We start from the raw sequence: 23,457 nt of genomic DNA, 5'->3' as shown, positions 1-23,457 counted from the left end.
AGACCAGACCACAACTGGCTGAAACCAAGTCATTTACATTGCTGCAACTGACTCTTAAATGGTGCACTCGACAGGATTCGAACCTGTGACCGCTCGGTTCGTAGCCGAGTACTCTATCCAGCTGAGCTACGAGTGCATTTGTGTTTTTAGACCAGCTCACAACTGGTTGAAGCGAAGTCATTTACATCGCTGTAACTGACTCTTAAATGGTGCACTCGACAGGATTCGAACCTGTGACCGCTCGGTTCGTAGCCGAGTACTCTATCCAGCTGAGCTACGAGTGCATTTTGTTGCGCCGCATTATAGCCCGTCTAATCTCTATTCCAACCACTTTTTCTATTAATTTCAACAACTTACAGAAAAAGCCAGATTACAACGTACTAAGCAAATAATGGCGGAGAACGGGGGATTCGAACCCCCGACACCCTTTTGAGGTGTACTCCCTTAGCAGGGGAGCGCCTTCGGCCACTCGGCCAGCTCTCCGCAACACGGGGCGTATCTTAACCAACCTTTTCCCCGTTTGCAAACATAAAAATCGATAAAAATTAATGGCTTGGTTCTTCGTCCTTCTCTTTCTTTATACGCAGGTAAATTTCCTCACGGTGCACGGCAACCTCTTTCGGTGCGTTGACGCCGATACGCACTTGGTTTCCTTTAACGCCGAGCACGGTCACGGTGATTTCGCCATCACCGATAATCAGGCTTTCTGCGCACCGACGAGTCAGAATCAGCATACCTTTCTCCTCACGGAATTCTTCAGGGACAACAGTCTGCAAAAAAAAGGCACCCGACCTACAACCGGAGCGATCGTAGCCCTACATGCCTGAGTATTGACCAGCACGAGCAAAAGAACAGTTCAGGGGCTCGCGCCATTCAAAAATAAAGGGCGCGGTCAGACCGCGCCCTTCAAGAAATGGAATTACTCGCCTTGACGGATCGGAGCATCCAGTTCGAAAGCCGTGTGCAGGGCGCGCACGGCCAGTTCCAGGTACTTCTCTTCAATCACAACGGAAACCTTGATTTCCGACGTCGAGATCATCTGGATGTTGATGCTTTCCTTTGCCAGGGATTCGAACATACGACTGGCCACACCTGCGTGGGAGCGCATGCCGACGCCAACAATCGACACCTTGGCAATCTTGGTGTCGCCAACCACTTCACGGGCACCGATCTCGCGAGCGGTGTTTTCCAGCACGGTCTGTGCGGCCTGGTAGTCGTTGCGGTGTACGGTGAAGGTGAAGTCGGTGGTGTTATCGTGCGCAACGTTCTGCACGATCATGTCGACTTCGATGTTCGCGGCACTGATCGGGCCGAGAATCTTGAACGCCACACCCGGGGTGTCTGGCACGCCACGGATGGTCAGCTTGGCTTCATCGCGATTGAAAGCGATGCCGGAAATGATCGGCTGTTCCATGGTTTCCTCTTCATCGATAGTAATGAGGGTGCCCGGACCCTCCTTGAAGCTGTGCAGTACGCGCAGCGGAACGTTGTACTTGCCGGCGAATTCCACCGCACGGATCTGCAACACCTTGGAACCGAGGCTGGCCATTTCCAGCATCTCTTCAAAGGTAATCTTGTCCAGGCGCTGAGCGACCGACACCACACGCGGGTCAGTGGTGTAGACACCATCAACGTCGGTGTAGATCTGGCACTCGTCAGCCTTCAACGCAGCAGCCAGAGCCACACCGGTCGTGTCGGAACCGCCGCGACCGAGCGTAGTAATGTTGCCGTGCTCGTCTACGCCCTGGAAACCGGCGACGACAACTACGCGACCTGCTTTCAGATCCCCACGGATCTTCTGGTCATCAATCTGCAAGATACGCGCTTTGTTGTGCGCGCTGTCCGTCAGTATCCGCACCTGATTACCGGTGTACGACACTGCCGGCACACCGCGCTTGATCAGCGCCATCGCCAGCAGGGCAATCGTCACCTGCTCACCGGTGGAGACAATCACGTCCAGTTCACGCGGAACCGGTTGCGTGTCGCCACTGATTTGCTTGGCCAGATCGATCAGACGGTTGGTTTCGCCGCTCATTGCAGACAGCACAACCACCAGGTCATCGCCGGCATCGCGGAATTTCTTAACCTTGTCGGCGACCTGCTCGATTCTCTCGACAGTACCGACCGAGGTGCCTCCAAATTTCTGTACGATCAAAGCCATTTCAAAGCCGCCTCTGCCCATGAAGGGCGCCCAATAATCACTCGAACAGCTGCCCGGCCCGCCACTAGACTGCAGACCGGAAGGACTGCCTTATAAACCCTGCTCGACGAATGGCACGGTCAGTGCCAGTGCGCCATCCAGCGCGCCGGCATCGACACCGCCGCCCTGCGCCATGTCCGGACGACCACCGCCCTTCCCGCCCACTGCCGCAGCAGCCTGTTTCATCAAATCACCGGCTTTGAGTTGGCCAGTCAGGTCCTTGGTTACGCCTGCAACCAGTACGACCTTTTCCTCATGGACACTGCCGAGCAGGATCACTGCGCGGCCGAGTTTGTTTTTCAGCTGATCGACCAGCGCCAGCAAGGCTTTGGCGTCCTGACCATCCAGACGTGCGGCCAGAACCTTCACGTCCTTGACGTCCACTGCCGAGGACGACAGATCGTCGCCCGCAGCGCTGGCAGCCTTGGCCTGCAACTGCTCGAGTTGCTTCTCCAGTTGGCGGTTGCGCTCCAGCACAGCCGACAGCTTGTCGATCAGGTTGTCGCGGCTGCCCTTGACCAGGCTGGCCGCTTCCTTGAGTTGTTCTTCTGCAGCATTCAGGTACGCCAGCGCCGCAGCACCGGTGACCGCTTCGATACGACGCACGCCCGAAGCCACACCGCCTTCGCTGATGATTTTCAGCAGACCGATGTCGCCGGTACGGTTGGCGTGGATACCGCCGCACAGCTCGACGGAGAAATCACCGCCCATGCTGAGCACACGCACGTTGTCGCCGTACTTCTCGCCGAACAGCGCCATGGCGCCTTTGTTCCTGGCGGTTTCGATGTCGGTTTCTTCGGTTTCAACAGCGGAATTCTTGCGGATTTCGGCGTTGACGATGTCTTCCAGCGCCTTGATCTGCTCAGGCTTGATCGCTTCAAAGTGGCTGAAGTCGAAGCGCAGACGCTGGCTGTCCACCAACGAACCTTTCTGCTGAACGTGCTCGCCCAGTACCTGACGCAGTGCAGCGTGCAGCAAGTGCGTGGCCGAGTGGTTCAGTGAAGTGGCGTGACGCACTTCGGCATCAACATGCGTTTGCACCGGCGCACCGATAGTAAGGCTGCCCGAATCCAGCACACCGTGGTGCAGGAACGCGCCGCCGGTCTTGGTCGTGTCGCGCACGTCGAAACGGCTGCTGCCGGCCTGCAGATAACCGCAATCGCCGATCTGGCCCCCGGATTCAGCGTAGAACGGCGTCTGATTCAGAACGATCACCGCCTCTTCGCCTTCATTCAAGACGTCGACCGACTGGCCATCTTTATAGATAGCGACGATTTTTGCCGAACCGCTGGTGTCTTTGTAACCGGTGAACTCGGTGGCCACGTCAACCTTGACCAGCGTGTTGTAGTCCAGACCGAACGAGCTGGCCGAACGCGCACGAACACGCTGGGCTTCCATCTCACGCTCGAAACCGGCTTCGTCGACGGTCAGGCTGCGCTCGCGCGCGATGTCGGCGGTCAGGTCCATCGGGAAACCGTAGGTGTCGTAGAGTTTGAACACCACGTCGCCTGGCACCACGGTGCCTTTGAGTTCCAGCAGATCCTGTTCGAGGATTTTCAGGCCGTGCTCCAGCGTCTTGGAGAACTGCTCTTCTTCAGCCTTGAGCACGCGCTCGATGTTGCTCTGCTGCTTCTTCAGTTCCGGGAACGCTTCGCCCATCTCGGCAACCAGTGCCGCAACGATCTTGTAGAAGAAGCTGCCGGTGGCGCCCAGTTTGTTGCCGTGACGGCAGGCGCGACGAATGATCCGGCGCAATACGTAACCGCGACCTTCGTTGGACGGCAGCACGCCGTCAGCGATCAGGAAACCGCACGAACGGATGTGGTCGGACACCACTTTCAGCGACGACTGGTCGCCGTTTTCGCAACCGATGGCTTCAGCCGAGGCCTTCAGCAGGTTCTTGAACAGGTCGATGTCGTAGTTGGAATTGACGTGTTGCATCACCGCACTGATCCGCTCCAGGCCCATGCCGGTGTCGACCGACGGCGCTGGCAACGGATGCAACACGCCATCGGCGGTGCGGTTGAACTGCATGAACACGTTGTTCCAGATCTCGATGTAACGGTCGCCGTCTTCTTCCGGCGAGCCTGGTGGGCCACCCCAGATGTGGTCGCCGTGATCGTAGAAAATCTCGGTGCAAGGGCCGCACGGGCCGGTATCGCCCATGGTCCAGAAGTTATCGGAGGCGTATGGCGCGCCCTTGTTGTCGCCGATGCGGATCATGCGCTCGACCGGCACACCGATTTGTTTGGTCCAGATGTCATACGCTTCGTCGTCGGAGGCGTAGACAGTGACCCAGAGTTTTTCCTTCGGCAGTTTCAGAACGCCGGTCAGGAAGGTCCAGGCAAAGGTAATCGCGTCGTGCTTGAAATAGTCACCGAAGCTGAAGTTGCCGAGCATTTCGAAGAACGTGTGGTGACGAGCGGTATAACCGACGTTTTCCAGGTCGCTGTTCTTGCCACCGGCACGCACGCATTTCTGGCTGCTGGTCGCACGGGTGTACGCACGTTTTTCCTGGCCCAGGAAGCAATCCTTGAACTGGTTCATCCCCGCGTTAGTGAACAGCAGGGTTGGGTCGTTGCCCGGAATCAAAGAGCTGGAGGCTACACGGGTGTGGCCTTGCTCTTCGAAGAAGCGAAGGAAGGCTTCACGGATTTCTGCGCTTTTCATTAGGTTCTTCCACGGAGGCTGCGGCCAAAGGCCTGTTCGAAACGTCAACAGACGAAGCGACGGCAAAGGGCCGCATTATATCGGCCCTGCGCGCGGGGTACAGCGTGTTTATACGATAGAAACGGTCAATTGGACGGCTAACGCTATCACTTGCGCGAAAACTCGACGAATGTCGCGATCACTTGCTCGATTTGCGAGCGACTGACGTCCATATGCGTGACCATGCGCAAACGTGCGGCGGCGCTCAACTTGATCCCGCGTTCGCCGGCGAACGCCTTGAGCGCTTCGGCTTTATCGCCCATTTGCACATAAACCATGTTGGTTTGCACCGGTTCGACGATGAAACCTGCTTCACGCAGACCATCGGCCAGCAACTGTGCATTGGCGTGGTCGTCCGCCAGACGCTCGACGTTGTGATCCAGGGCATACAGCCCCGCCGCCGCCAGCAAGCCGGCCTGACGCATGCCGCCGCCGACCATCTTGCGCAAACGTCGCGCTTTGCCGATCAGTTGCTCGGAACCACACAACACCGACCCCACCGGCGCACCGAGACCTTTGGACAGGCACACCGACACCGAATCGAAATACTGGGTGATTTCACGGGCATCCACGCCGAGCCTGACCGCTGCGTTATACAGCCGCGCGCCGTCGAGGTGCAGTTGCAAGCCGTTGTCCTGGGTAAATCGGCGGGCGCGGGCCAGATACTCCAGCGGCAACACTTTCCCTTGCATGGTGTTTTCCAGCGTCAGCAAGCGAGTGCGAGCGAAATGGAAGTCATCCGGCTTGATGGCCGCCGCGACCTGTTCCAGGTCCAGCGAACCGTCGGCCTGCACTTCCAGCGGCTGCGGCTGGATCGAACCGAGCACCGCCGCGCCACCGCCCTCGTACTTATAAGTGTGCGCCTGCTGGCCGACAATGTATTCGTCGCCACGCTCGCAATGCGCCATCAACCCCAGCAGGTTGCTCATGGTGCCGGTCGGCACGAACAATGCGGCGGCGAAGCCCAGACGTTTGGCCAGTTCGGCTTCAAGGCGTATGACCGTCGGATCTTCTCCGTAAACGTCGTCACCGGTGGCCGCTGCGGTCATCGCATCGAGCATGGCGGAAGTCGGTTGGGTGACGGTGTCGCTACGAAGATCGATAACGCTCATGAATCTGGCCTCAAGTCAGCAGGGGAAATCCCTTTACGAAGTGGAATTACTGCGGTCATGGCGCGAATTAATCAACCCTTGCGCAAGGAATTTTCGTTTTCCAACGCCAGAAAATTCGATGGCAATCATCAGAAAGGCGCAATGCACAGAGCCACAATCTGTGTTAAAAACGCTGCGCCGCCCGAGAAAGGGCGGCAAAAACGTTCTCAGGGCGGGGTGCAATTCCCCACCGGCGGTAATTGCGCGCAACGCGCATAGCCCGCGAGCGCTTGGCGGCGGACACGGCTTCAGGCAGTGCACGGCGGCAAGGTCAGCAGACCCGGTGTGATTCCGGGGCCGACGGTCATAGTCCGGATGAAGAGAGAACGGGATTAACGCCAAAGGGCCGCCTGCGCACTTCTGTGCTCGCGCGCACCCTTGAATCCCTTTCGATTCATAACGCCCTGTTTTTCACACAAACAGGAGTCAGAACATGCAACCCACCGCTATCGACAGCAAAAGCAAACACCCTCATGGCGAGCGCGTCGCGTTCATCCAGGCCTGCTGGCACAAGGAAATCGTCGACCAGAGCCGTAAAGGCTTCGTCGCCGAAATGATTGCCCTCGGGTATCAGGAATCGGACATCGATATCTTCGAAGTCGGCGGCGCCTTTGAAATGCCCCTGCACGCCAAGTTGCTGGCCAAGACCGGGCGTTATGCCGGCATCGTCGCGGCCGCACTGGTCGTCGACGGCGGCATCTACCGTCACGAGTTCGTGGCCCAGTCGGTGGTCAGCGGCCTGATGCAAGTGCAACTGGAAACTGAAGTGCCGGTGTTCTCGGTATCCCTCACCCCGCATCACTTCCATGCAGGCGAAGAACATCAGAAGTTCTTCTTCGAGCACTTTGTGCACAAGGGTCAGGAAGCGGCGCGGACTTGCGCGGATACACTGCAGAAGGTTCGTGCATTGCGCCGCACCGAACCGCGCGCTGTAGCCGTGTAACGTTGAGTGAGGTTTTGACCTCACTCAAATCAAATGTGGGAGCGAGCCTGCTCGCGAAGATGGACTACCCGTCGACGATGCGTTGACGGATAGAACGCTTTCGCGAGCAGGCTCGCTCCCACATGGTTTTTGTGCCGGTTTAAAGATCGCTATCAGGCGAGATTTTCGTCGGTGGTCGGGACGATCAGGATGCCCGCGCGCAAACCGTTCCTGACCTTGGGATTGGGGAAAATGATCCGCGCACCCTCTTCCTCAATGATCCAGCGCGTATTGGCCAGGTCTTCAGCCAGCACATACCCCATCTCCAACTCTGAAAAGTTTTCGATGTCCTGCGGCAGGTTCAGGCGGAATGCATCGCTGTGCTTGATGATTTCCCGCGCAACGCTGAACAACTGCAGACCATCCAGTTGCGCTTCAGCCATCTGCGGCTCAGTGCCTTCGATGATCTGCTGCAGACGGGTTTCCAGCAGCGAGACGTTGACCCCGTCGTTTTGCCCGAATGGACGCGCCTTGCCCAGTTCCAGCGTGAAAGCCTCGGCACCGAGCTTGTCGTAGGTATACGAGCTGAACACGATGGACGGCTTGTTCTGCAACAGCACCGCCTCCATGCCGGCAGCGCGCAGACGCGCCAACTCGACACGGGAATGCTGGCGACCTTCTTTCCACGGATACAGCGCGAACTGTTCGATCTTCGAGCCACGGATCGCCGTGTGCAGGTCGTAATGCAGTCGCTGGCGATCCGGTTTACTGAAAAAACTGGCCGCCAGTCGCTCCAGTTCACAGGCCCGCAACGCTTCCGAACCACTGCTTTGTTCATGACGGCCATTGAACAGCCGATTGACGTCCTGCTCGACGAAACGCTCGCCTTTGCGAATCGCCTCGGGGTTGCCGAACAGGAACAGAATGCGCGCGCGCGGCTTCAGATCGCCGCGAGCGATGTCGTGCAGCAGCCGATCAAGCAACTCGATCGGCGCGGTTTCGTTGCCGTGGATGCCTGCCGACAGCAGCAGGTCCAGGCCATTGTCGCGCGCTTCCGGCGGCCGGACTTCCAGCGCACCTTCGCTCAACCAGCGCATGCGCACGCCTTCGACAGTCAGTTGAGTCTTCTCCGCCGGTTCGCGGCCGGCGAGGGTCAGTTCAAGCAGTTTGCCGAGGGCGAGCATAGAGCGATTTCCTTAGTGGTCGTGATTGCAATCCGGGCCGTGCACGTGGTCTTCATCGTCGCCGACGTCAGCCGGTTCCATTTCCAGTTGCAGACTTACCAGATTAGTCGCGAATGGGCGCAGCAGCAGGCTCGCGTACTCGGCATCACCTTCTTCCACGTCCACGCCGATCAGCAGTTGGCCACGGCCGTCCTGCTGAATCCACAGCTCTTTGCCTTGCCACATGACCGCGAAGCGGGTGCACGACTTTTGCAGTTTCGTGCCATCGGAGTCTTCAAGGATCAGCTGCAGGGAATCGCTCATGTTTTTACTCTCTTGGGGAGACAAGCCGCGCGCCGCGTTCAAGCGACGCGCCGGCCATCAATTGATCTGGAATGGATAAACCGCGCCCAGTTTAAGGATTTGCGTCAGTTCATCCAGTGCCGTCCGGCATTCAAGCAGCAACTGCGGGTCCGCCAGATCGGTTTCGCTCAGGCGGTCGCGGTAGTGCTTTTCAACCCATGCGGTCAACGAACCGTACAAAGGTGGCGTCATGATAACCCCTGGATTGACCGCCGCCAGTTCGGTTTCGTTGAGCGCGACGCGCAGTCGCAGGCACGCCGGGCCGCCACCGTTCTGCATGCTTTGCTTGAGATCGAAGACTTTTACTTCGCGAATCAGGCCGCCGGAGCTGGTCAGGCTTTGCAGATAAGCCCAGACGCGCTCATTGGCCTGGCACTCCTGCGGCACGATCAGCAGCATCGAGCCGTCAGGACGCGACAGCAACTGGCTGTTGAAGAGATAGGAACGCACCGCGTCATCCACAGTGACGGCCGAACGCGGCACACACACGGACTGGAAGTTGCCGCCGACTTTGGCCAGTTTGCCTTGCAACTCGGCCAGCATCGATTCGGTGTCGAGGAATGCGTCCTCGTGATAGAACAACACCTCGCCATTGCCCACGGCGATCACGTCGTTGTGGAACACGCCCTGATCGATCACGTTGGGGTTCTGCTGGGCGTAGACCACGCCTTCATCACGCAGACCGTGCAGGCGGGCAACCGCTTGCGAAGCTTCGAGGGTCTGGCGCGCCGGGTATTTCTGCGGTGCCGGGAAACGGTTGTCGAACGCGCTGCGACCGAACACGAAAAACTCGACGCCGGCCTCGCCGTACTCACGGCAGAAACGCGTGTGGTTGGCCGCACCCTCGTCGCCGAACTGCGCCACTGCCGGCAGAGCAGCGTGATGGGCGAAGTGCTGCTGATTGGCGAACATCGCGCCGAGCACGCGGCTGGTGGTCGGGTGCTCGATACTGCGATGGTATTTGCAGTTGAGGTTGGCGGCAGTGAAGTGCACGCGGCCATCTGCGGTGTCGGCACTCGGGCTGACCGTGGCAGCGTTGGCCACCCACATGCTCGACGCCGAGCAACTGGCAACCAACAGCGGCATGGCTTCCTTGGCGGCGCGCTCGATGACCTGAGCGTCGGTGCCACTGAAACCCAGGCGGCGCAGAGCGGCCACGTCCGGACGTTCCTGCGGTGCGAGTACGCCCTGCTGAAAGCCCATTTCCATCAGCGCTTTCATCTTCGCCAGACCTTGCAGCGCCGCTTCCTTCGGATTCGAAGATTGCTGGCTGTTGCTCTGGGAGGCAACGTTGCCGTAGGACAGACCACCGTAGTTATGGGTCGGCCCCACTAGACCGTCAAAATTGACTTCATAGGATTTCATCAGCGAGGCTCCACGAGAATCTGTTGTTATAGGCTTCAGTAACTGTTCTTTTAGACCGAGGCGCGGCCTTCGCGAGCCGGCTCGCTCCCACAGGGAGATGCATTCCAATGTGGGAGCGAGCCTGTTCGCGAATGGGCATCACACCATTTTCACGCCAGGCGTCAGGGCCGCAGGCAACACCAGGCTTGGTGTTTCCAGCGACGCCACCGGGTACGCGCAGTAGTCCGCCGCGTAATAGGCGCTGGCGCGATGGTTACCCGAGGCACCGACACCACCGAACGGCGCGCTGCTCGCAGCACCGGTCAGCTGTTTGTTCCAGTTGACGATGCCGGCGCGGCTTTCCAGCCAGAACTGCTGATAACGCGCCTCGGAATCCGACAGCAAACCTGCGGCCAAACCAAAAGCGGTGTCGTTCGCCTCCATGATCGCCGCTTCGAAATCAGCGTAGCGAATCACCTGCAGCAACGGGCCGAACAACTCTTCGTCCGGACGCTCGGCCACGGCGGTGACATCGAGAATGCCCGGTGTCAGCAACGCGGCCTGTGCCTGCGGCTGAGTCATTGCCAGCAACGACACCGCGCCGCTGGCCAGCAGATGCTCCTGAGCATCCATCAGCGCTTTTGCCGCGCCGAGGGAAATCACCGACCCCATGAACGGCGCCGGTTGCTGATCGAATGCGCCGACCTCGATAGTCGCGCTGACTTCGACCAGACGCTTGAGCAGGCTGTCGCCCCATGCGCCTTGCGGCACCAGCAGACGACGCGCGCAGGTGCAGCGCTGACCGGCAGAGATGAACGCCGACTGAATGATCGTGTACACCGCCGCATCGAGATCGGCGACCTGATCGACCACCAGCGGGTTGTTGCCGCCCATTTCCAGCGCGAGGATCTTGTCCGGGCGCCCGGCGAATTGCTGGTGCAAGTGATTGCCGGTACGACTCGAACCGGTGAAGAACAGACCGTCGATGCCCGGGTTCGCCGCCAGCGCGATGCCGGTTTCGCGAGCGCCTTGCAGCAGGTTCAACACGCCAGCCGGCAGGCCTGCTTCGATCCAGCACTTGACCGTCAGTTCAGCGACTTTAGGGGTCAGTTCGCTTGGCTTGAACAGCACGCTGTTACCCGCCAGCAATGCCGGCACGATATGACCGTTCGGCAAGTGGCCGGGGAAATTGTATGGACCGAACACCGCAACCACGCCGTGTGGCTTGTGGCGCAACACGGCGGTGGCATCGCCAAGCGGGCCGCTCTTCTCGCCGGTACGTTCACGGTAGCTCTGCACCGAGATCGCGATCTTGTTGACCATGCTGGTCACTTCGGTCGCGGCCTCCCACAACGGTTTACCGGTCTCTTCGCCGATGGTGCGGGCGAGTTCGTCGGCGTGGTTTTTAAGCGCGGCGGCGAAAGCCTCAAGCACACTGATGCGTTCTTCCAGGGAGCGACGTGCCCAGCCCGGGAATGCCTGACGCGCTGCCTGCACAGCCGATTCAACCTGAGCGACAGTGGCGCCCTCTCCCGACCACAGTACTTGCTGGCTCACCGGGTTCAGCGATTGAAAGGCTTCGCCCTGACCGGCCAGCCATTCACCTGCGATGTATAGCGAATTCATTGTTTCGACTCCCGTGCAGCGGACAACGCGACGGCACGCACTTGATCGCCGGCGTTGAGTTGAAGACGTTTGGCCGTCAGCGGATCGACCACCAAGGTGCCTGCAGCGAGACGCGCCGGTGCAGCAGTGATGCGGCAGTCTTCGCGCTTGCGGTTGTGGATGATGAACGGCGTGGCGTCATCGCCCGGCGTGCCCACGGCCAGCACCAGCGCTTCGCTGTCGCGGACTGCGCGAATCTTGCTGGTTTCGCATTCGATGGCGGGGCCGGCGTCGAAGATGTCGACGTAACCCTGATAGCTGAAGCCTTCACCCTTGAGCATCGCCAGCGCCGGCTCGGTGTCCGGGTGAACCTGACCGATCACACTGCGTGCGCCCTCGGACAGAAAGCAGGTGTACAGCGGGAATTTTGGCATCAGTTCGGCAATGAATGCCTTGTTGCCGACACCCGTCAGGTAATCGGCCTGGCTGAACTCCATCTTGAAGAAGTGCCGACCGAGGCTTTCCCAGAACGGCGAGCGGCCAGCGTCATCCGACACACCGCGCATCTCGGCAATGATCTTGTTGCCGAACAGCTCAGGGAATTCAGCGATGAACAGCATCCGCGCCTTGGACAGCATGCGACCGTTCAGACCGCTGCGGTAATCGGCATGCAGGAACAACGAGCACAACTCGGAATTGCCGGTCAGGTCGTTGGCCAGAAACAGCGTCGGAATCTCGCGGTAGATGTTCAGCTCTTGCGAAGCGCTGACGGTCAGGCCGACACGGAAGTTGTACCAGGGCTCACGCATACCGACCGCGCCGGCAATGGCGGAAATACCCACCACGCGACCGTCGTCGTCTTCGAGCACGAACAGGTAGTCCGCATCGCCACGACCGGCTTCACCGCGAAAGGTCTTCTCGGCCCAGCCGACCCGATGGGTCAGGCGCTCTTCGTTGGCCGGCAATGTGGTCAGGCCGGTCCCGGTGCTGCGTGCCAGGTCGATCAGCGCGGATAAATCGCTGCTGCGTACAGGACGAACAATCATGCTATCTCCTCAAACGGGCCGCTTTCGCCACCCGTGAAACTCGCTAAGGCGTTAAACCGCCACCAGGCGCACGCTGGCACCTTCACCGACGCCCAGGGCTTCGGCGGCTTCCAGATCCAGGGTCACCGGCTTGCCCGGCGCGTAATCCAGTTCCAGCAACACCGCGCGGTAATCCTGCAACTGCGCGTTGGCGACCAGATACTGGCGTCCGGCGCCCTTGACCGGCTCACCGAGTTTCACTGGCACCACGCGGCTCTGGGCAATCGAACGAATGCCGGAAACCCGCGCATGCAGGGTCGGGCCACCGTCGAAAATGTCGATGTAGTGATCCGTCTCGAAGCCTTCGCGCATCAGGATGTCGAAGGTGATCTGGGCACGCGGATGCACCTGGCCCATCGCCTCTTGGGCGGAATCCGGCAGCAGCGGCACGTAGATCGGGTAATGCGGCATCAGTTCGGCGAGGAAGGTGCGGCTTTTCAGACCACACAGACGCTCGGCCTCGGCGTAGTTGAGGTCGAAGAAATTGCGACCGATCGCGTCCCAGAATGGCGAGTCGCCGTTCTCGTCGCTATAACCGACGATCTCGGTCACCACCGAATCGGCGAAACGCTCCGGGTGGCTGGCAACGAACAGCAAGCGGCCACGGGAATTGAGTTCGGCCCACGGCGAACCCACCAGCTCGCGCTGCACGTAGAAGCTGGTCAGCAAACTGTTGCCGGTCAGGTCGTGGCACTGCGAGAGCACGTGGATCTTGTTGTGGATCTTCAACTCGCGGGAGGCGTGGACGAAGGTCTCGTTACGGAAGCTGTAGAACGGTTCCGAGTAGCCGGCCGAAGCGACAATGGCCGAGCAACCGACCAGTTTGCCGGTAACGGAGTCTTCCAGGACGAAGAAGTAGCTCTCCTCACCGTTGAAGCTCACTTCGGCGGCAAACGAGGCCTCACTCGCGGCGATCTTGTCGCTCAGACGTTCCACGTCATCCGGCAAGGAAGTGACACCAATCGGGCTGTCCGCAGCCAGACGCTGTACCTCGCCCAGATCAGCCATTTGCGCGGGGCGCATCACCAGCATGGTGTCACTCCTTTTCTCTTATCAGTTCACAGAAAAAAACCGGGCCTACATAGAGACCAGTGTGGGAGCGGGCTTGCTCGCGAAAGCGGTGGGTCAGTCAACATTTTCGCTGTCTGACCCTCCGCTTTCGCGAGCAAGCCTGCTCCCACATTTGATCCAGCCCGGCATCAAAATGTTGATCGACGCCTGAAAAGCTCCAGGCGCCGAAGGGTCTATCAGGCTTGCGTCAGTGCTGCAGCGGCGCGTTCGAAGCGATCAAGACCCGCATCGATATCGGCGTCTTCCACCACCAGACTCGGGGCGAAACGAATCACGTCCGGGCCGGCTTGCAGAATCATCAGGCCTTCTTTTTCAGCGGCGTTGAAGATGTCTTTGGCCTTGCCTTTCCAGGCCTCGCTCAGCACGCAACCGATCAGCAGACCGAGGCCACGTACCTGAGTGAACAAGCCGTATTTCTCGCCGATCTGCTCAAGGCGCGCCTTGAACTTGTCGTGCTTGGCATTCACGCCATTCAACACTTCAGGGGTGTTGATCACGTCGATCACCGCTTCAGCAACCGCGCACGCCAGCGGGTTACCGCCGTAAGTGGTGCCATGAGTGCCGACGACCAGATGTTTGGCCAGCGCTTCGGTGGTCAGCATCGCCGCAATCGGGAAACCGCCGCCCAGGCTCTTCGCGCTGGTCAGGATGTCCGGGGTCACGCCGTAATGCTGGTAGGCGAACAGCTTGCCGCTGCGGCCCATGCCGGTCTGCACTTCATCGAACACCAGCAGCGCGTTGTTCGCGTCACACAGTTCACGGGCACCTTGCAGATAAGCCAGTTCGGCCGGCAGCACGCCGCCTTCGCCCTGGATCGGTTCCAGCACGACCGCACAGGTCTTGTCGGAAACGACCGCTTTCAGCGCGGCCAGGTCGTTGTAGGGCACGTGGGTGATGCCGGTGATCTTCGGGCCGAAACCGTCGGAGTACTTCGACTGGCCACCGACGTTGACGGTGAACAGGGTACGACCGTGGAAGCTGTTCAGCGCGGCGATGATTTCGTACTTCTCGGTGCCGAAACGGTCGAACGCCACACGACGGGCCAGCTTGAACGCGGCCTCGTTGGCTTCGGCGCCGGAGTTGCAGAAGAACACGCGCTCGGCGAACGTGGCGTCGATCAGCTTGTGCGCCAGGCGCAGCGCCGGTTCGTTTGTGAACACGTTCGATACGTGCCAGAGCTTGTTGGCTTGCTCGGTCAAGGCGCCGACCAGCGCCGGGTGCGCATGGCCCAATACGTTGACGGCGATGCCGCCGGCGAAGTCGATCAGCTCGCGGCCGGCCTGATCCCAGACGCGGGAACCGGCACCACGCACCGGAATGAAAGCGGCAGGCGCGTAGTTTGGAACCATTACCTGGTCGAAATCGGCGCGTTGTACCGCAGCGTGCTCAACGGACATCGGAGTCTCCTGATGAGGGCCACCCGCCTGAAACTGGCGAGCGATGGGGGGATTGTAAGGACAGTTTTCAGCCCGGCCTTGTCGCCAAGCGACAACTTCTTATAGCGCAAACCCCGGATTTTCCCGGGTTTACGGCAATGCGACATATAGCGTCGCAAAGGCGCAGTTTAACTGGCGGCAAGGGATTGCGGCAGACTTGCGACTTTGTAACTCAAAGGGATTTTTCATGTGCGGTACATATGTACCGCACGCTGTCGATTTTCCCGGGTTCTCCTAGGAGACTTTCCAATCCGACGGCAACCCCAGAATGCACACCGAATCAACCGAACCCGGCGATTTTGACGCCAGCAAGCCAGACGCTCACTACCAGCCGCTGATCAACACCGTTCCAGCGTGGTTACGCCAGGCCACGCCCGACCGGCGCTCGGCACTGAGCCTCAGCACGGCGCAATTGCCGGCATCGCTCAAGCGCGCAACGGCGCACCAGCACGCGCAGATGAAGTCGCTCATTGCCCACCATGCGACCCGTCAAAATCGACTGGATGAAGCGCTCGCCCGCCTGCAAAATCCCGGCGACTTTGCCAGCACCTTGCTCGACAGCGCGCTCAAGACCCGCTTCGGGCTGCAAATTGACGTTCGCGACACCTGGCTGCGCCTCTACATCCCGGCTCATCTGGGCGCTGCGCGAACCTGGACCGTATCGCTACTGGATGCTGCACTGCACAACTTCGAAACATCGGAAACCCAACCAGATGCGTTCGAGTCAGCCTCGTGCTACATCACGCCGCCGAACGCCAGCGGCCATTTCAGTGAGCTGGCGTCCATTGCGGACAAGATGCCCATCACGGCGTTTACGCAGCTATGCCGCGAGCTGGACATCGGCCGGCAGTACCGGGAGTACCTGGAAGACAACCTGGGCATCAGCAACCCTGTGGCTGCGGCGCTTCTTCGAGCAAAAGCCCACGACAGCCAGAAAGCCACGCTGACCGCCGCCCTGCACATGGCACAGATGCAGGAACTGCTCAGCAGCGACAGCCATCGACAGATTCTCGCCCTGCTCGACAACCAGGTTCCCGCCGGCGTTCTCGGCCATGACCTGACCGTTCTCGATGCCCGCCTCACTGGCGCCATGCTGTTCACCCAGGACCTGGAAGACACAAGGGATGTGCGCAAGGTCGTCGCCTACCTGCCTGATGACCCGGCACACCCAATCAAGGAATACCCCTCGTCCGCCGCGTTCGCCGAGGAACTCACCCAACGCTTGCGCGAGCCGGATTACCAAAGGTTTTTCAGTCGTTTCATCGACCTTGCCGACCGAGGACCGTTTTTTACCCAGTTGAACCAGCAACTCGCGCCCGTGACATGGCACCCCCGGCAAACGGGCGATCCGCGCCCATCCTGGCGGGAACAGAGCAATCCGCGCGCGAGCCTGCGCATCAATGCCACAGCGATTCGAGGTGAGCTGAAAACCCACCTCTACCAGCGCAAACTCGACAAGATCCTCAACGACGCCAGGCTTCTTGCGGTCTCCACAGCCGCCGTCGATCAAAAAGCCCGCTGGGCGGTCTGGGATTCCTTCAAGTCAATAGCCTCAACCCTGCTGAATATCGCCGCGTTCATCGCGCTGCCCTTCGTACCGTTGCTGGGAGAGCTGATGCTGGCGTACACCGCCTACCAATTGCTCGACGACACCTTTGAAGGCGTCATCGACTGGGCTGAAGGCCAGGGCCGGGAAGCCATCGGACACCTCATGACGGTGGTTGAATCGGCCGTGCAACTGGGTACTTTTGCTATTGGCGGAACCCTTGTCATCAGCGAGTTGCGCGCACAACTGCCAAAAGCCTGCAGCCAATTCCTTGAACGCTTCAACGCAGTGAAGCGCCCCAACGGTGACTCGCGTTACTGGCTGCCCGACCTCACACCTTATGAACAGCCAGACGGTCTGCCAATCCGGTCAAAACCCGACACACTCGGGCTGCATCAGCATCAGGGCAAAACCCTGCTAGCGCTGGAGGACAAACGCTACGCCGTCACTCAGGACAGCCGCACCGGTCAATACCGCATCGAACACCCGAGCCGCGCCGAGGCCTATCAGCCACGCCTGCAACACAACAATGCCGGCGCCTGGAAAACCGAGCTCGATCAACCGCTGACATGGGATCAGGCCACTTTGCTGCGCCGCAGCGGGTCGGACAGCCAGCGCCTGCTCCCGGCTCAACGGGACCGACTGCTGAAGATCAGCAACTGCGATGACAACGCGCTACGCAAAGCCCACGTCAACCAGGAACCCTTGCCGCCATTGTTCGCCGACACGCTCAAGCGCTTTAACATTGACGAAGACATTCAGACCTTCATCGACCAGATGAACAGCGAGCGCCCCGACGTCTATCTGCAAGCCGACCCCCTGATGCAACTCGAACTGCTGCAGGAAAGCCGTCACTGGCCCAAGGGCAGAGGCCTGCGCCTGAGTGACAAACAAGGCGCAATACTTTGGCAAAGCAGCACTCGCGAACTTCCCATTCTCCAACTGGATGTGACAAAGCTCGACGCCGGTGACCTGTTGAAATCCCTGTTGCTGAAGTTGCCGGAAAGCGAGGCCAAGGCCTTGATGGGCGAACCGTTCGGCTCCCCTGCCCTGCACCCGGAGGCTCGAGCCCGTCGCCTGAGGCAGACGTTGGCGCAACTGGCAAACAGCCGGCGGCAGCACCTGTTCGACCAGCGCTATCGTCGACTGGAACTGGGTGCTGACTCACTGACGCAAAAGATCATGGATGCCGACTCATTGCCTCGCGTCGTGGCAGAGGCCCTGCTCGACGGCGCGACAGACAGCGAACGCCAACAACTCGAACGCGGCAAGCTATCACCGCGCCTGACCGAACAGGCCTGGGAAGCCGGATTGCAGGTACGCATGGCGCGCGCCCATGAAGGCCTTGAACTGAAATCCAGTAGCGACAATGCCGACACGCACATGCTGGCACTGCACACACTGGAGCACTTGCCCGGTTGGTCGGGGCAACTGCGCATTGAAGTGCGCCGCTACTCTCCCGACGGCCCATTGATCGACAGTGTCGGCGCGACCAGCGCGCCGGCACGCAAGGTCATCATTCTGCGTGCCGAGGGAGACCATCAGGCCTTCGACGATTCCGGCGCCGAACTCAGTGGCGGCGAAGCGTTTTACGATTGCCTGCTGCGGGCGATGCCAGACAGCGAGCGTGCAGCCATGAATGTGCAGATAGGCGAAGGTGAAAAACTCAGACAATTGATCAATGACCATGCCCTGGACCGTGATGCCTTGCGCTCGCTACTGGCACAGCATCCGAAGTACAAACCCGCCTATGACCCCACGGTGATGCGTCTGCTCGGCGGCACCGACGGCTATCAGCAAGCGCCGCGGCTAACTCCGTCCCTGTCGGAACGAGCCCAGTCGTTATTCCCGCACCTGTCACCCGGCAGGCTCGAAGCGTTCGTGAGCCGATTGCAGCTTCATCCTTCCGGCCCAAGGACGGAGCTGACACGGATGATCAATCAACACGCGCAACTGCGCAGCACCTTGAGTGCCTGGAGCGATGCGATTCCGCAACAATTCCCGGAGAGCGGAATCTACCTGAGCCACGAGCAGACTGTTGTCCAGCACGCCATCCGCCTGCGCCTCATGCACGACCTTCTGAATGCCTGGCGAATGCAGGAAACGTTGCCCGACCTGGAGGAGTATTTCGTCGACTTTCGTTTTATCCAGCCGATCATTGGCGACATGCCGGTGCTCGACATCAACCTTGCCAGCATCAGTCAGCTCAGCCTCCAAGGGCATCAAGCAACGCGCGGCATGCACGAGTTCCTGCGCAGCTTCACCGGCTTGCAACGCATGGTTTTGCGCAACTTCAATCTGGGACGGCTGCCGGACAATCTCGCGCAGTGCTCGCAGCTCAACGAGCTGACCCTCGCCGACTGCGCCATCACCCTCACTCCGCAGAGCAACGCACTGCTGGGTAGCCTCAGCCAACTGAACACGCTGGATCTTTATAAAAATCCTCTAGGCCTGACGCCCAGTGTCGAAGGCATGCCGGACCTGAACTACATCGACCTTTCAAGCACAGGCATTTCCAGCCTTCCCGACGGGCTGTCGAGCCGTCCGTACCTGCACACGGCCCTGCTCAATAGCAACGCCATCAGCCATTTGCCCGCCGAGCTGTTCGACTTGCCGATTGCGGTCCAGGATGGAATCGACCTGGGGAACAACCCGCTGGACAGCGCTGAGCTCGAGCGCATCAAAGAACACTATTCCCGCACGCGCAATGACTTTGGTGTCTTCGCCCCCGATAGCGACATCCACCGGGTACAGTCGCTGTATCCGCTGATGGATCGCGAAGACGCCAGCCATTTCGTTTACCGTTTGCCCGGAGACATGGCGCAAGGAAGACAAGAGCTGACGCGCCTGGAGACCGAGCTATCGACCCTCGAAAATGATCTGTCAGCCTGGACCTCCGACGTACCGGCAGTTCACCCGCGCACCCAGCAACCCTTTACGGCACGTCAACTGCTGATCGAGCACTCGACCCGCGACGAATTCAGGGAGCAGTTATTGCGTTGCTGGCGCCGGGAGGTCGAGTCGGACAATCTGAACGACTTGATGCTCTCGGGTTATCAGCTGAACCTGGACACCCTGGTGACCGGCGAGCTGCCGGTCTTGAAGGCCGACTTCAGGCACGTATCGCTGATGTTTCTGCAAAGCGGACACGGCCGCACCCTTGGCATGGCGCGGTTTCTTGAGAGCTTCCCCAACCTCAAGGCGCTGACCCTGCATGAGTTCAACCTGGAGGATTTGCCAAACGCCATTTTTACCATGGGTCGATTGAAGTCACTGAACCTCGCCGACTGCTCGATCACCCTCACCCCGGTCAGCGCACTGGAACTGGCACAGATGAGTCAACTGGAATTCATCGACCTGAGTAACAACCCGCTGACGCACGCCCCGGATGTCAGCCAGATGCCGCAGCTTGGCACGCTATTGCTCAACAACACCGGCATCAGCGAACTGCCTCCCGGGCTGCGGCAACTTGACCACCTGCAGATGGTCGACTTGAGCAACAACGAAATCGTCGATGTGCCCCACGACATTCTCGAATGGCCACGGGAATTCAGCGAAAACATCGACCTGCAAGGCAATCCCTTTTCGCCTGCGAGCCTGCAAATCCTGATCCGCTATTTCAGTCTGACCAGTGTCGATTTTGGCATCGATGCAGTGATCGAGCAGGCCGAACTGGAAGTCTCGTCGTCGGGAGATTCCGGCCCTGACGAGTGATCCCGGTCAGCCGCGCTCGGGGGGTACCGAAGACAATTCGAAGGGACTGCTGCTGCGCCGCTGGTTGCGATCTTCCCGCGGCGTGGCGCCGAAGAAGTTGCGGTAGGCGCTGGAGAAATGCGGCCCTGAGGAGAAGCCACAGGACAGGCCGATCTGGATGATCGACTTGCTGGTTTGCATCAACATCTGCCGTGCCTTGTTCAGGCGCAACTCCAGGTAGTACTGGCTCGGCACGCGGTTGAGGTATTGCTTGAAGATTCGTTCCAACTGCCGGCGGGACACGCACACGTGCTGGGCGATTTCGTCGGTGGTCAGCGGCTCTTCGATGTTGGCTTCCATCAGCAACACCGCTTGGGTGAGCTTCGGATGACTGGAGCCGAGACGGTTCTGCAACGGAATGCGCTGACGTTCACCGCCCTCGCGAATGCGTTCGACCACCAGTTCTTCGGAGACAGCACCGGCCAGTTCCGCACCGTGATCGCGCGCCAATACCGCCAGCAACAGATCGAGCACCGACATGCCGCCACACGCGGTCAGGCGATCGCGATCCCAATCGAACAGATGGCTGGTAGCAATGACCTTCGGGAAACGCTCGGCGAAATCGTCCTGCCAGCGCCAGTGCACCGCCGCGCGATAGCCATCGAGCAAACCGAGTTGCGCCAACGGATAGACACCGGCCGACAGACCGCCGATCACACAACCGGCACGCACCAATTGCTTGAGCGCACTGCTGAGTGCCGGCGCCAATGTGGTCGGTGGCTCGTCAGCGAGCAGGAACAGTTTCTGGAAGTTCTCGAGCTTGCCGGTCCATGCCTCGCCGGGCAATTGCCAGGCGCCTTCGGCCGCAACGCCTGCCACGGCTTCCGCCTGCAAAAACGACAGTTCGTAAACCACGTCCGGGTGCACACGCTGAGCAACACGCAAGGCTTCCTCCGCCAGCGCCAGCGTCAACGCTTTAGTGCTGGGCCAAATCAGGAAACCAATTCGATGGGCAGTCATGGGCGGGCAATCCGAAGCGAAGAACAGTGATGAAGGCATGGGCCAATGCTAGCCCGTAAATGAACACAAATCTTGAAACCAACCGAGATCCATTGTGGGAGCTGGCTTGCCAGCGATGGCGATATGTCTGTGCCAGATATGCAATCTGGTTCACCGCTATCGCTGGCAAGCCAGCTCCCACAGGGAATGGTGTCGGCTTTCAGGTCGCGAAGCATGACCTAATCTGGTGCATAACGGCAGCGTTTACTTGAGGCTGCCCGAGAGGAATTGCTGCAAACGTTCCGATTGCGGATTGACCAGCACTTCGCGCGGGTTGCCGCTTTCCTCAACCACACCTTTGTGCAGGAACACCAACTGGTTCGACACTTCACGGGCGAAGCCCATTTCGTGCGTGACCACGACCATGGTGCGACCTTCCTGAGCCAACGCCTGCATGACTTTCAGCACGTCACCGACCAGTTCCGGGTCGAGAGCCGAGGTCGGTTCGTCGAACAGCATCACTTCCGGTTCCATCGCCAGCGCACGGGCAATCGCCACACGCTGTTGCTCGCCACCGGACATGTGCCCAGGGAAAGCGTCTTTGCGATGCGCCACGCCGACCTTGTTCAGGTAGTACTCGGCCTTTTCGCGCGCTTCATATTTGGGTACGCCGAGCACGTGAACCGGTGCTTCCATGATGTTTTCAATCGCAGTCATGTGCGACCACAGGTTGAAATGCTGGAACACCATCGACAGGCGCGAACGCATACGTTGCAGTTGTTTCGGATCAGCGGCTTTCAGCGCGCCGTCCTTGTTCGCCACCAGTTTCAGCTCTTCGTTGTTGAGCAGAATCTTGCCCGCGTGCGGCTGCTCGAGCAGGTTGATGCAGCGCAGGAAAGTACTTTTGCCGGAGCCACTGGAGCCGATGATGCTGATCACATCGCCGGCTGCCGCTTTCAGGGAAACACCCTTGAGCACTTCGTGACTGCCATAGCGTTTATGCAGGTCTTGGACTTCAAGTTTGTACATGCGGTCGGTTCTCACAAAAACAGTCAGTCAGTCGTTGAGCAAGCGCCCGTGACGCAGCGCTTCGCGCCCCGCCACCTTGGCCAGCCAGAAACCGGGTTGGGCATAACGCAGCCGTTCAATGGCAAACAGCACCCCGGAGGTACCAGCACACACCGTGCTGACCCGATCGGACACAGGATCAATCACTTCAAAAATCTCGTCACCGGCCTCGACCCATTCGCCGGGCTTGCGCAGAAAGCTCACGACGCCGGGATGGGGCGCGAGCAACAACTCGGTGCCTTCGAACGGCATGCCTTCGCACGCTTCGTGAGCCGGATTCGGCCACTCGCCGGTGATCAGGCCTTGTTCGGCGAGGAACGCGAGAATGCCTTCGGCATATGCCTCGGCTTCGGTGCGACCGGTGTCAGCCTGACCGCCCAATTCAATCGTCGTTGCCAGACACGCCAAGGGAATTTGCGCATCGGGGAACTGCCGCGACAGACGTAACCAGGGCAACGAGCACGCCTCATCGAACGAGCTGCCACCGGAATCTTCCGCGAGCAAGCCCACGCGAACATTCAGGTGCGCCGCCAGCGAACGCCACTGCGGCCAGTGCTGCGGCAGCGCGTACATGTGCAGCGCGGCCTCGGCATCGCAATGCAGATCGAGCACCACATCGGCGGTGCAGGCATGGCTGAGCAATACCCGCTGCATGCCTTGCAACTGGCTGCTCGCTTGCGGCAACCCCGCCAGGTGATCGGCCATCGCCTGACGAATCAGGCGCACATTGGCGTGCGGATCATCACCGAGACTGTCGGCCAGCGCGGCCGCAACCGGCGCGCTCAGTTCAACGAAATCACGGTTGAAATTCTTGCCGCTGCCGACCTCGAAACGGCCCTGGTGATTGCCTTGCAGCAATTGCCCGAGACCCAACGGGTTAGCGACCGGCACCAGTTCGATAACACCGTTGAGCAAGCCTTTGGCTTCGAGTTCGCCCAAGCGCTTTTTCAGCTCCCAGGCGGTGCGCATGCCGGGCAATTCATCAGCGTGCAGGCTGGCCTGAATGTAGGCCTTGCGCTCGCCATGACCGAAGCGGAAAACGGAAATCTTGCGCTCGCTGCCCAGGTGGCTCCACGGCAATACGTGGTCGATGCGTTCCATA

The 23,457-nt window shown here is 59.8% G+C and carries 16 protein-coding genes, 3 tRNA genes and 1 riboswitch; of the genes, 2 read left to right on the top strand and 17 right to left on the bottom strand.

What is annotated here, in order from left to right; genetic code table 11:
* Positions 1-59: 59 nt before the first annotated feature.
* The 7 genes from AACY19_RS08000 to ltaE form a co-directional block, all read right to left on the bottom strand.
* Positions 60-136 (bottom strand) — tRNA-Arg (locus AACY19_RS08000).
* A 71-nt stretch (positions 137-207) separates the two neighbouring features.
* Positions 208-284: transfer RNA gene (locus AACY19_RS07995), tRNA-Arg, on the bottom strand.
* Between the two features lie 108 nt (positions 285-392).
* Positions 393-483, bottom strand: a tRNA-Ser gene (locus AACY19_RS07990).
* 62 nt (positions 484-545) lie between these two features.
* Positions 546-734 (bottom strand): carbon storage regulator CsrA, encoded by a 189-nt coding sequence (gene csrA, locus AACY19_RS07985; RefSeq protein WP_002554426.1) that lies wholly within the window; start codon positions 732-734, stop codon positions 546-548.
* 185 nt (positions 735-919) lie between these two features.
* Positions 920-2,161, bottom strand: a complete 1,242-nt coding sequence (locus AACY19_RS07980; RefSeq protein ID WP_339449599.1) for an aspartate kinase — start codon at positions 2,159-2,161, stop codon at positions 920-922.
* A 90-nt stretch (positions 2,162-2,251) separates the two neighbouring features.
* Positions 2,252-4,870 (bottom strand): alanine--tRNA ligase, encoded by a 2,619-nt coding sequence (gene alaS, locus AACY19_RS07975; protein WP_339449596.1) that lies wholly within the window; start codon positions 4,868-4,870, stop codon positions 2,252-2,254.
* Between the two features lie 146 nt (positions 4,871-5,016).
* Positions 5,017-6,021, bottom strand: a complete 1,005-nt coding sequence (ltaE, locus tag AACY19_RS07970) for a low-specificity L-threonine aldolase (protein WP_339449594.1) — start codon at positions 6,019-6,021, stop codon at positions 5,017-5,019.
* Between the two features lie 198 nt (positions 6,022-6,219).
* Positions 6,220-6,392, top strand: a riboswitch (FMN riboswitch).
* Positions 6,393-6,493: 101 nt separating this feature from the next.
* Here ltaE and AACY19_RS07965 point away from each other — a divergent pair.
* Positions 6,494-7,003 carry a 6,7-dimethyl-8-ribityllumazine synthase gene (locus tag AACY19_RS07965; RefSeq protein ID WP_339449592.1) on the top strand — a complete coding sequence of 170 codons (510 nt, stop codon included), beginning with the start codon at positions 6,494-6,496 and terminating at the stop codon, positions 7,001-7,003.
* A 152-nt stretch (positions 7,004-7,155) separates the two neighbouring features.
* Here the strand turns inward: AACY19_RS07965 and astE are convergent, their stop codons facing one another.
* From astE to AACY19_RS07930, 7 genes are all read right to left on the bottom strand, one after another.
* The gene (astE, locus tag AACY19_RS07960) at positions 7,156-8,166 is read right to left on the bottom strand and encodes a succinylglutamate desuccinylase (RefSeq protein WP_339449590.1); all 1,011 of its coding nucleotides are present in this window, start codon (positions 8,164-8,166) and stop codon (positions 7,156-7,158) included.
* A 12-nt stretch (positions 8,167-8,178) separates the two neighbouring features.
* Positions 8,179-8,469 (bottom strand): topoisomerase II, encoded by a 291-nt coding sequence (locus tag AACY19_RS07955; protein WP_339449588.1) that lies wholly within the window; start codon positions 8,467-8,469, stop codon positions 8,179-8,181.
* Positions 8,470-8,526: 57 nt separating this feature from the next.
* Entirely contained in the window at positions 8,527-9,873 is a 1,347-nt protein-coding gene (gene astB, locus AACY19_RS07950; protein ID WP_158957668.1) for an N-succinylarginine dihydrolase, read from the bottom strand.
* A 138-nt stretch (positions 9,874-10,011) separates the two neighbouring features.
* A complete protein-coding gene (gene astD, locus AACY19_RS07945) occupies positions 10,012-11,478 on the bottom strand; it encodes a succinylglutamate-semialdehyde dehydrogenase (protein WP_339449584.1) in 1,467 nt (488 codons plus the stop codon).
* A complete protein-coding gene (gene astA / locus AACY19_RS07940) occupies positions 11,475-12,503 on the bottom strand; it encodes an arginine N-succinyltransferase (protein ID WP_339449582.1) in 1,029 nt (342 codons plus the stop codon). Before astA ends, astD begins: the two co-directional genes overlap by 4 nt.
* 51 nt (positions 12,504-12,554) lie before the next feature.
* On the bottom strand, positions 12,555-13,574 hold the full coding sequence (gene aruF, locus AACY19_RS07935) for an arginine/ornithine succinyltransferase subunit alpha (RefSeq protein ID WP_339449580.1): 1,020 nt from the start codon (positions 13,572-13,574) through the stop codon (positions 12,555-12,557).
* Positions 13,575-13,789: 215 nt separating this feature from the next.
* Positions 13,790-15,010 (bottom strand): aspartate aminotransferase family protein, encoded by a 1,221-nt coding sequence (locus AACY19_RS07930; RefSeq protein WP_339449578.1) that lies wholly within the window; start codon positions 15,008-15,010, stop codon positions 13,790-13,792.
* A gap of 307 nt (positions 15,011-15,317) precedes the next feature.
* On the opposite strand from AACY19_RS07930, the gene AACY19_RS07925 reads away from it, so the two are divergent.
* A complete protein-coding gene (locus AACY19_RS07925; RefSeq protein WP_339449576.1) occupies positions 15,318-20,309 on the top strand; it encodes a dermonecrotic toxin domain-containing protein in 4,992 nt (1,663 codons plus the stop codon).
* A 6-nt stretch (positions 20,310-20,315) separates the two neighbouring features.
* Here the strand turns inward: AACY19_RS07925 and argR are convergent, their stop codons facing one another.
* The 3 genes from argR to AACY19_RS07910 all read right to left on the bottom strand — a co-directional run bounded on the left by argR (position 20,316) and on the right by AACY19_RS07910 (position 23,456).
* Positions 20,316-21,308 carry a transcriptional regulator ArgR gene (gene argR, locus AACY19_RS07920; RefSeq protein ID WP_339449574.1) on the bottom strand — a complete coding sequence of 331 codons (993 nt, stop codon included), beginning with the start codon at positions 21,306-21,308 and terminating at the stop codon, positions 20,316-20,318.
* A 243-nt stretch (positions 21,309-21,551) separates the two neighbouring features.
* A complete protein-coding gene (locus AACY19_RS07915) occupies positions 21,552-22,316 on the bottom strand; it encodes an ABC transporter ATP-binding protein (RefSeq protein ID WP_007912705.1) in 765 nt (254 codons plus the stop codon).
* A 27-nt stretch (positions 22,317-22,343) separates the two neighbouring features.
* On the bottom strand, positions 22,344-23,456 hold the full coding sequence (locus tag AACY19_RS07910; protein WP_339449572.1) for a M14 family metallopeptidase: 1,113 nt from the start codon (positions 23,454-23,456) through the stop codon (positions 22,344-22,346).
* Position 23,457: the final 1 nt, after the last annotated feature.

The sequence above is a fragment of the Pseudomonas sp. EA_5y_Pfl2_R50 genome, assembly GCF_963970475.1.
Classification (GTDB): domain Bacteria; phylum Pseudomonadota; class Gammaproteobacteria; order Pseudomonadales; family Pseudomonadaceae; genus Aquipseudomonas.
Note: the sequence above shows the minus strand (reverse complement) of the source record. Positions and strands in the feature narration are given on the sequence as shown.

Coding starts and splice junctions, on each gene's coding strand:
- csrA (WP_002554426.1), bottom strand. CDS start 734: ATGCTGATTCTGACTCGTCGGTGCGCAGAAAGCCTGATTATCGGTGAT.
- AACY19_RS07980 (WP_339449599.1), bottom strand. CDS start 2,161: ATGGCTTTGATCGTACAGAAATTTGGAGGCACCTCGGTCGGTACTGTC.
- alaS (WP_339449596.1), bottom strand. CDS start 4,870: ATGAAAAGCGCAGAAATCCGTGAAGCCTTCCTTCGCTTCTTCGAAGAG.
- ltaE (WP_339449594.1), bottom strand. CDS start 6,021: ATGAGCGTTATCGATCTTCGTAGCGACACCGTCACCCAACCGACTTCC.
- AACY19_RS07965 (WP_339449592.1), top strand. CDS start 6,494: ATGCAACCCACCGCTATCGACAGCAAAAGCAAACACCCTCATGGCGAG.
- astE (WP_339449590.1), bottom strand. CDS start 8,166: ATGCTCGCCCTCGGCAAACTGCTTGAACTGACCCTCGCCGGCCGCGAA.
- AACY19_RS07955 (WP_339449588.1), bottom strand. CDS start 8,469: ATGAGCGATTCCCTGCAGCTGATCCTTGAAGACTCCGATGGCACGAAA.
- astB (WP_158957668.1), bottom strand. CDS start 9,873: ATGAAATCCTATGAAGTCAATTTTGACGGTCTAGTGGGGCCGACCCAT.
- astD (WP_339449584.1), bottom strand. CDS start 11,478: ATGAATTCGCTATACATCGCAGGTGAATGGCTGGCCGGTCAGGGCGAA.
- astA (WP_339449582.1), bottom strand. CDS start 12,503: ATGATTGTTCGTCCTGTACGCAGCAGCGATTTATCCGCGCTGATCGAC.
- aruF (WP_339449580.1), bottom strand. CDS start 13,574: ATGCTGGTGATGCGCCCCGCGCAAATGGCTGATCTGGGCGAGGTACAG.
- AACY19_RS07930 (WP_339449578.1), bottom strand. CDS start 15,010: ATGTCCGTTGAGCACGCTGCGGTACAACGCGCCGATTTCGACCAGGTA.
- AACY19_RS07925 (WP_339449576.1), top strand. CDS start 15,318: ATGCACACCGAATCAACCGAACCCGGCGATTTTGACGCCAGCAAGCCA.
- argR (WP_339449574.1), bottom strand. CDS start 21,308: ATGACTGCCCATCGAATTGGTTTCCTGATTTGGCCCAGCACTAAAGCG.
- AACY19_RS07915 (WP_007912705.1), bottom strand. CDS start 22,316: ATGTACAAACTTGAAGTCCAAGACCTGCATAAACGCTATGGCAGTCAC.
- AACY19_RS07910 (WP_339449572.1), bottom strand. CDS start 23,456: ATGGAACGCATCGACCACGTATTGCCGTGGAGCCACCTGGGCAGCGAG.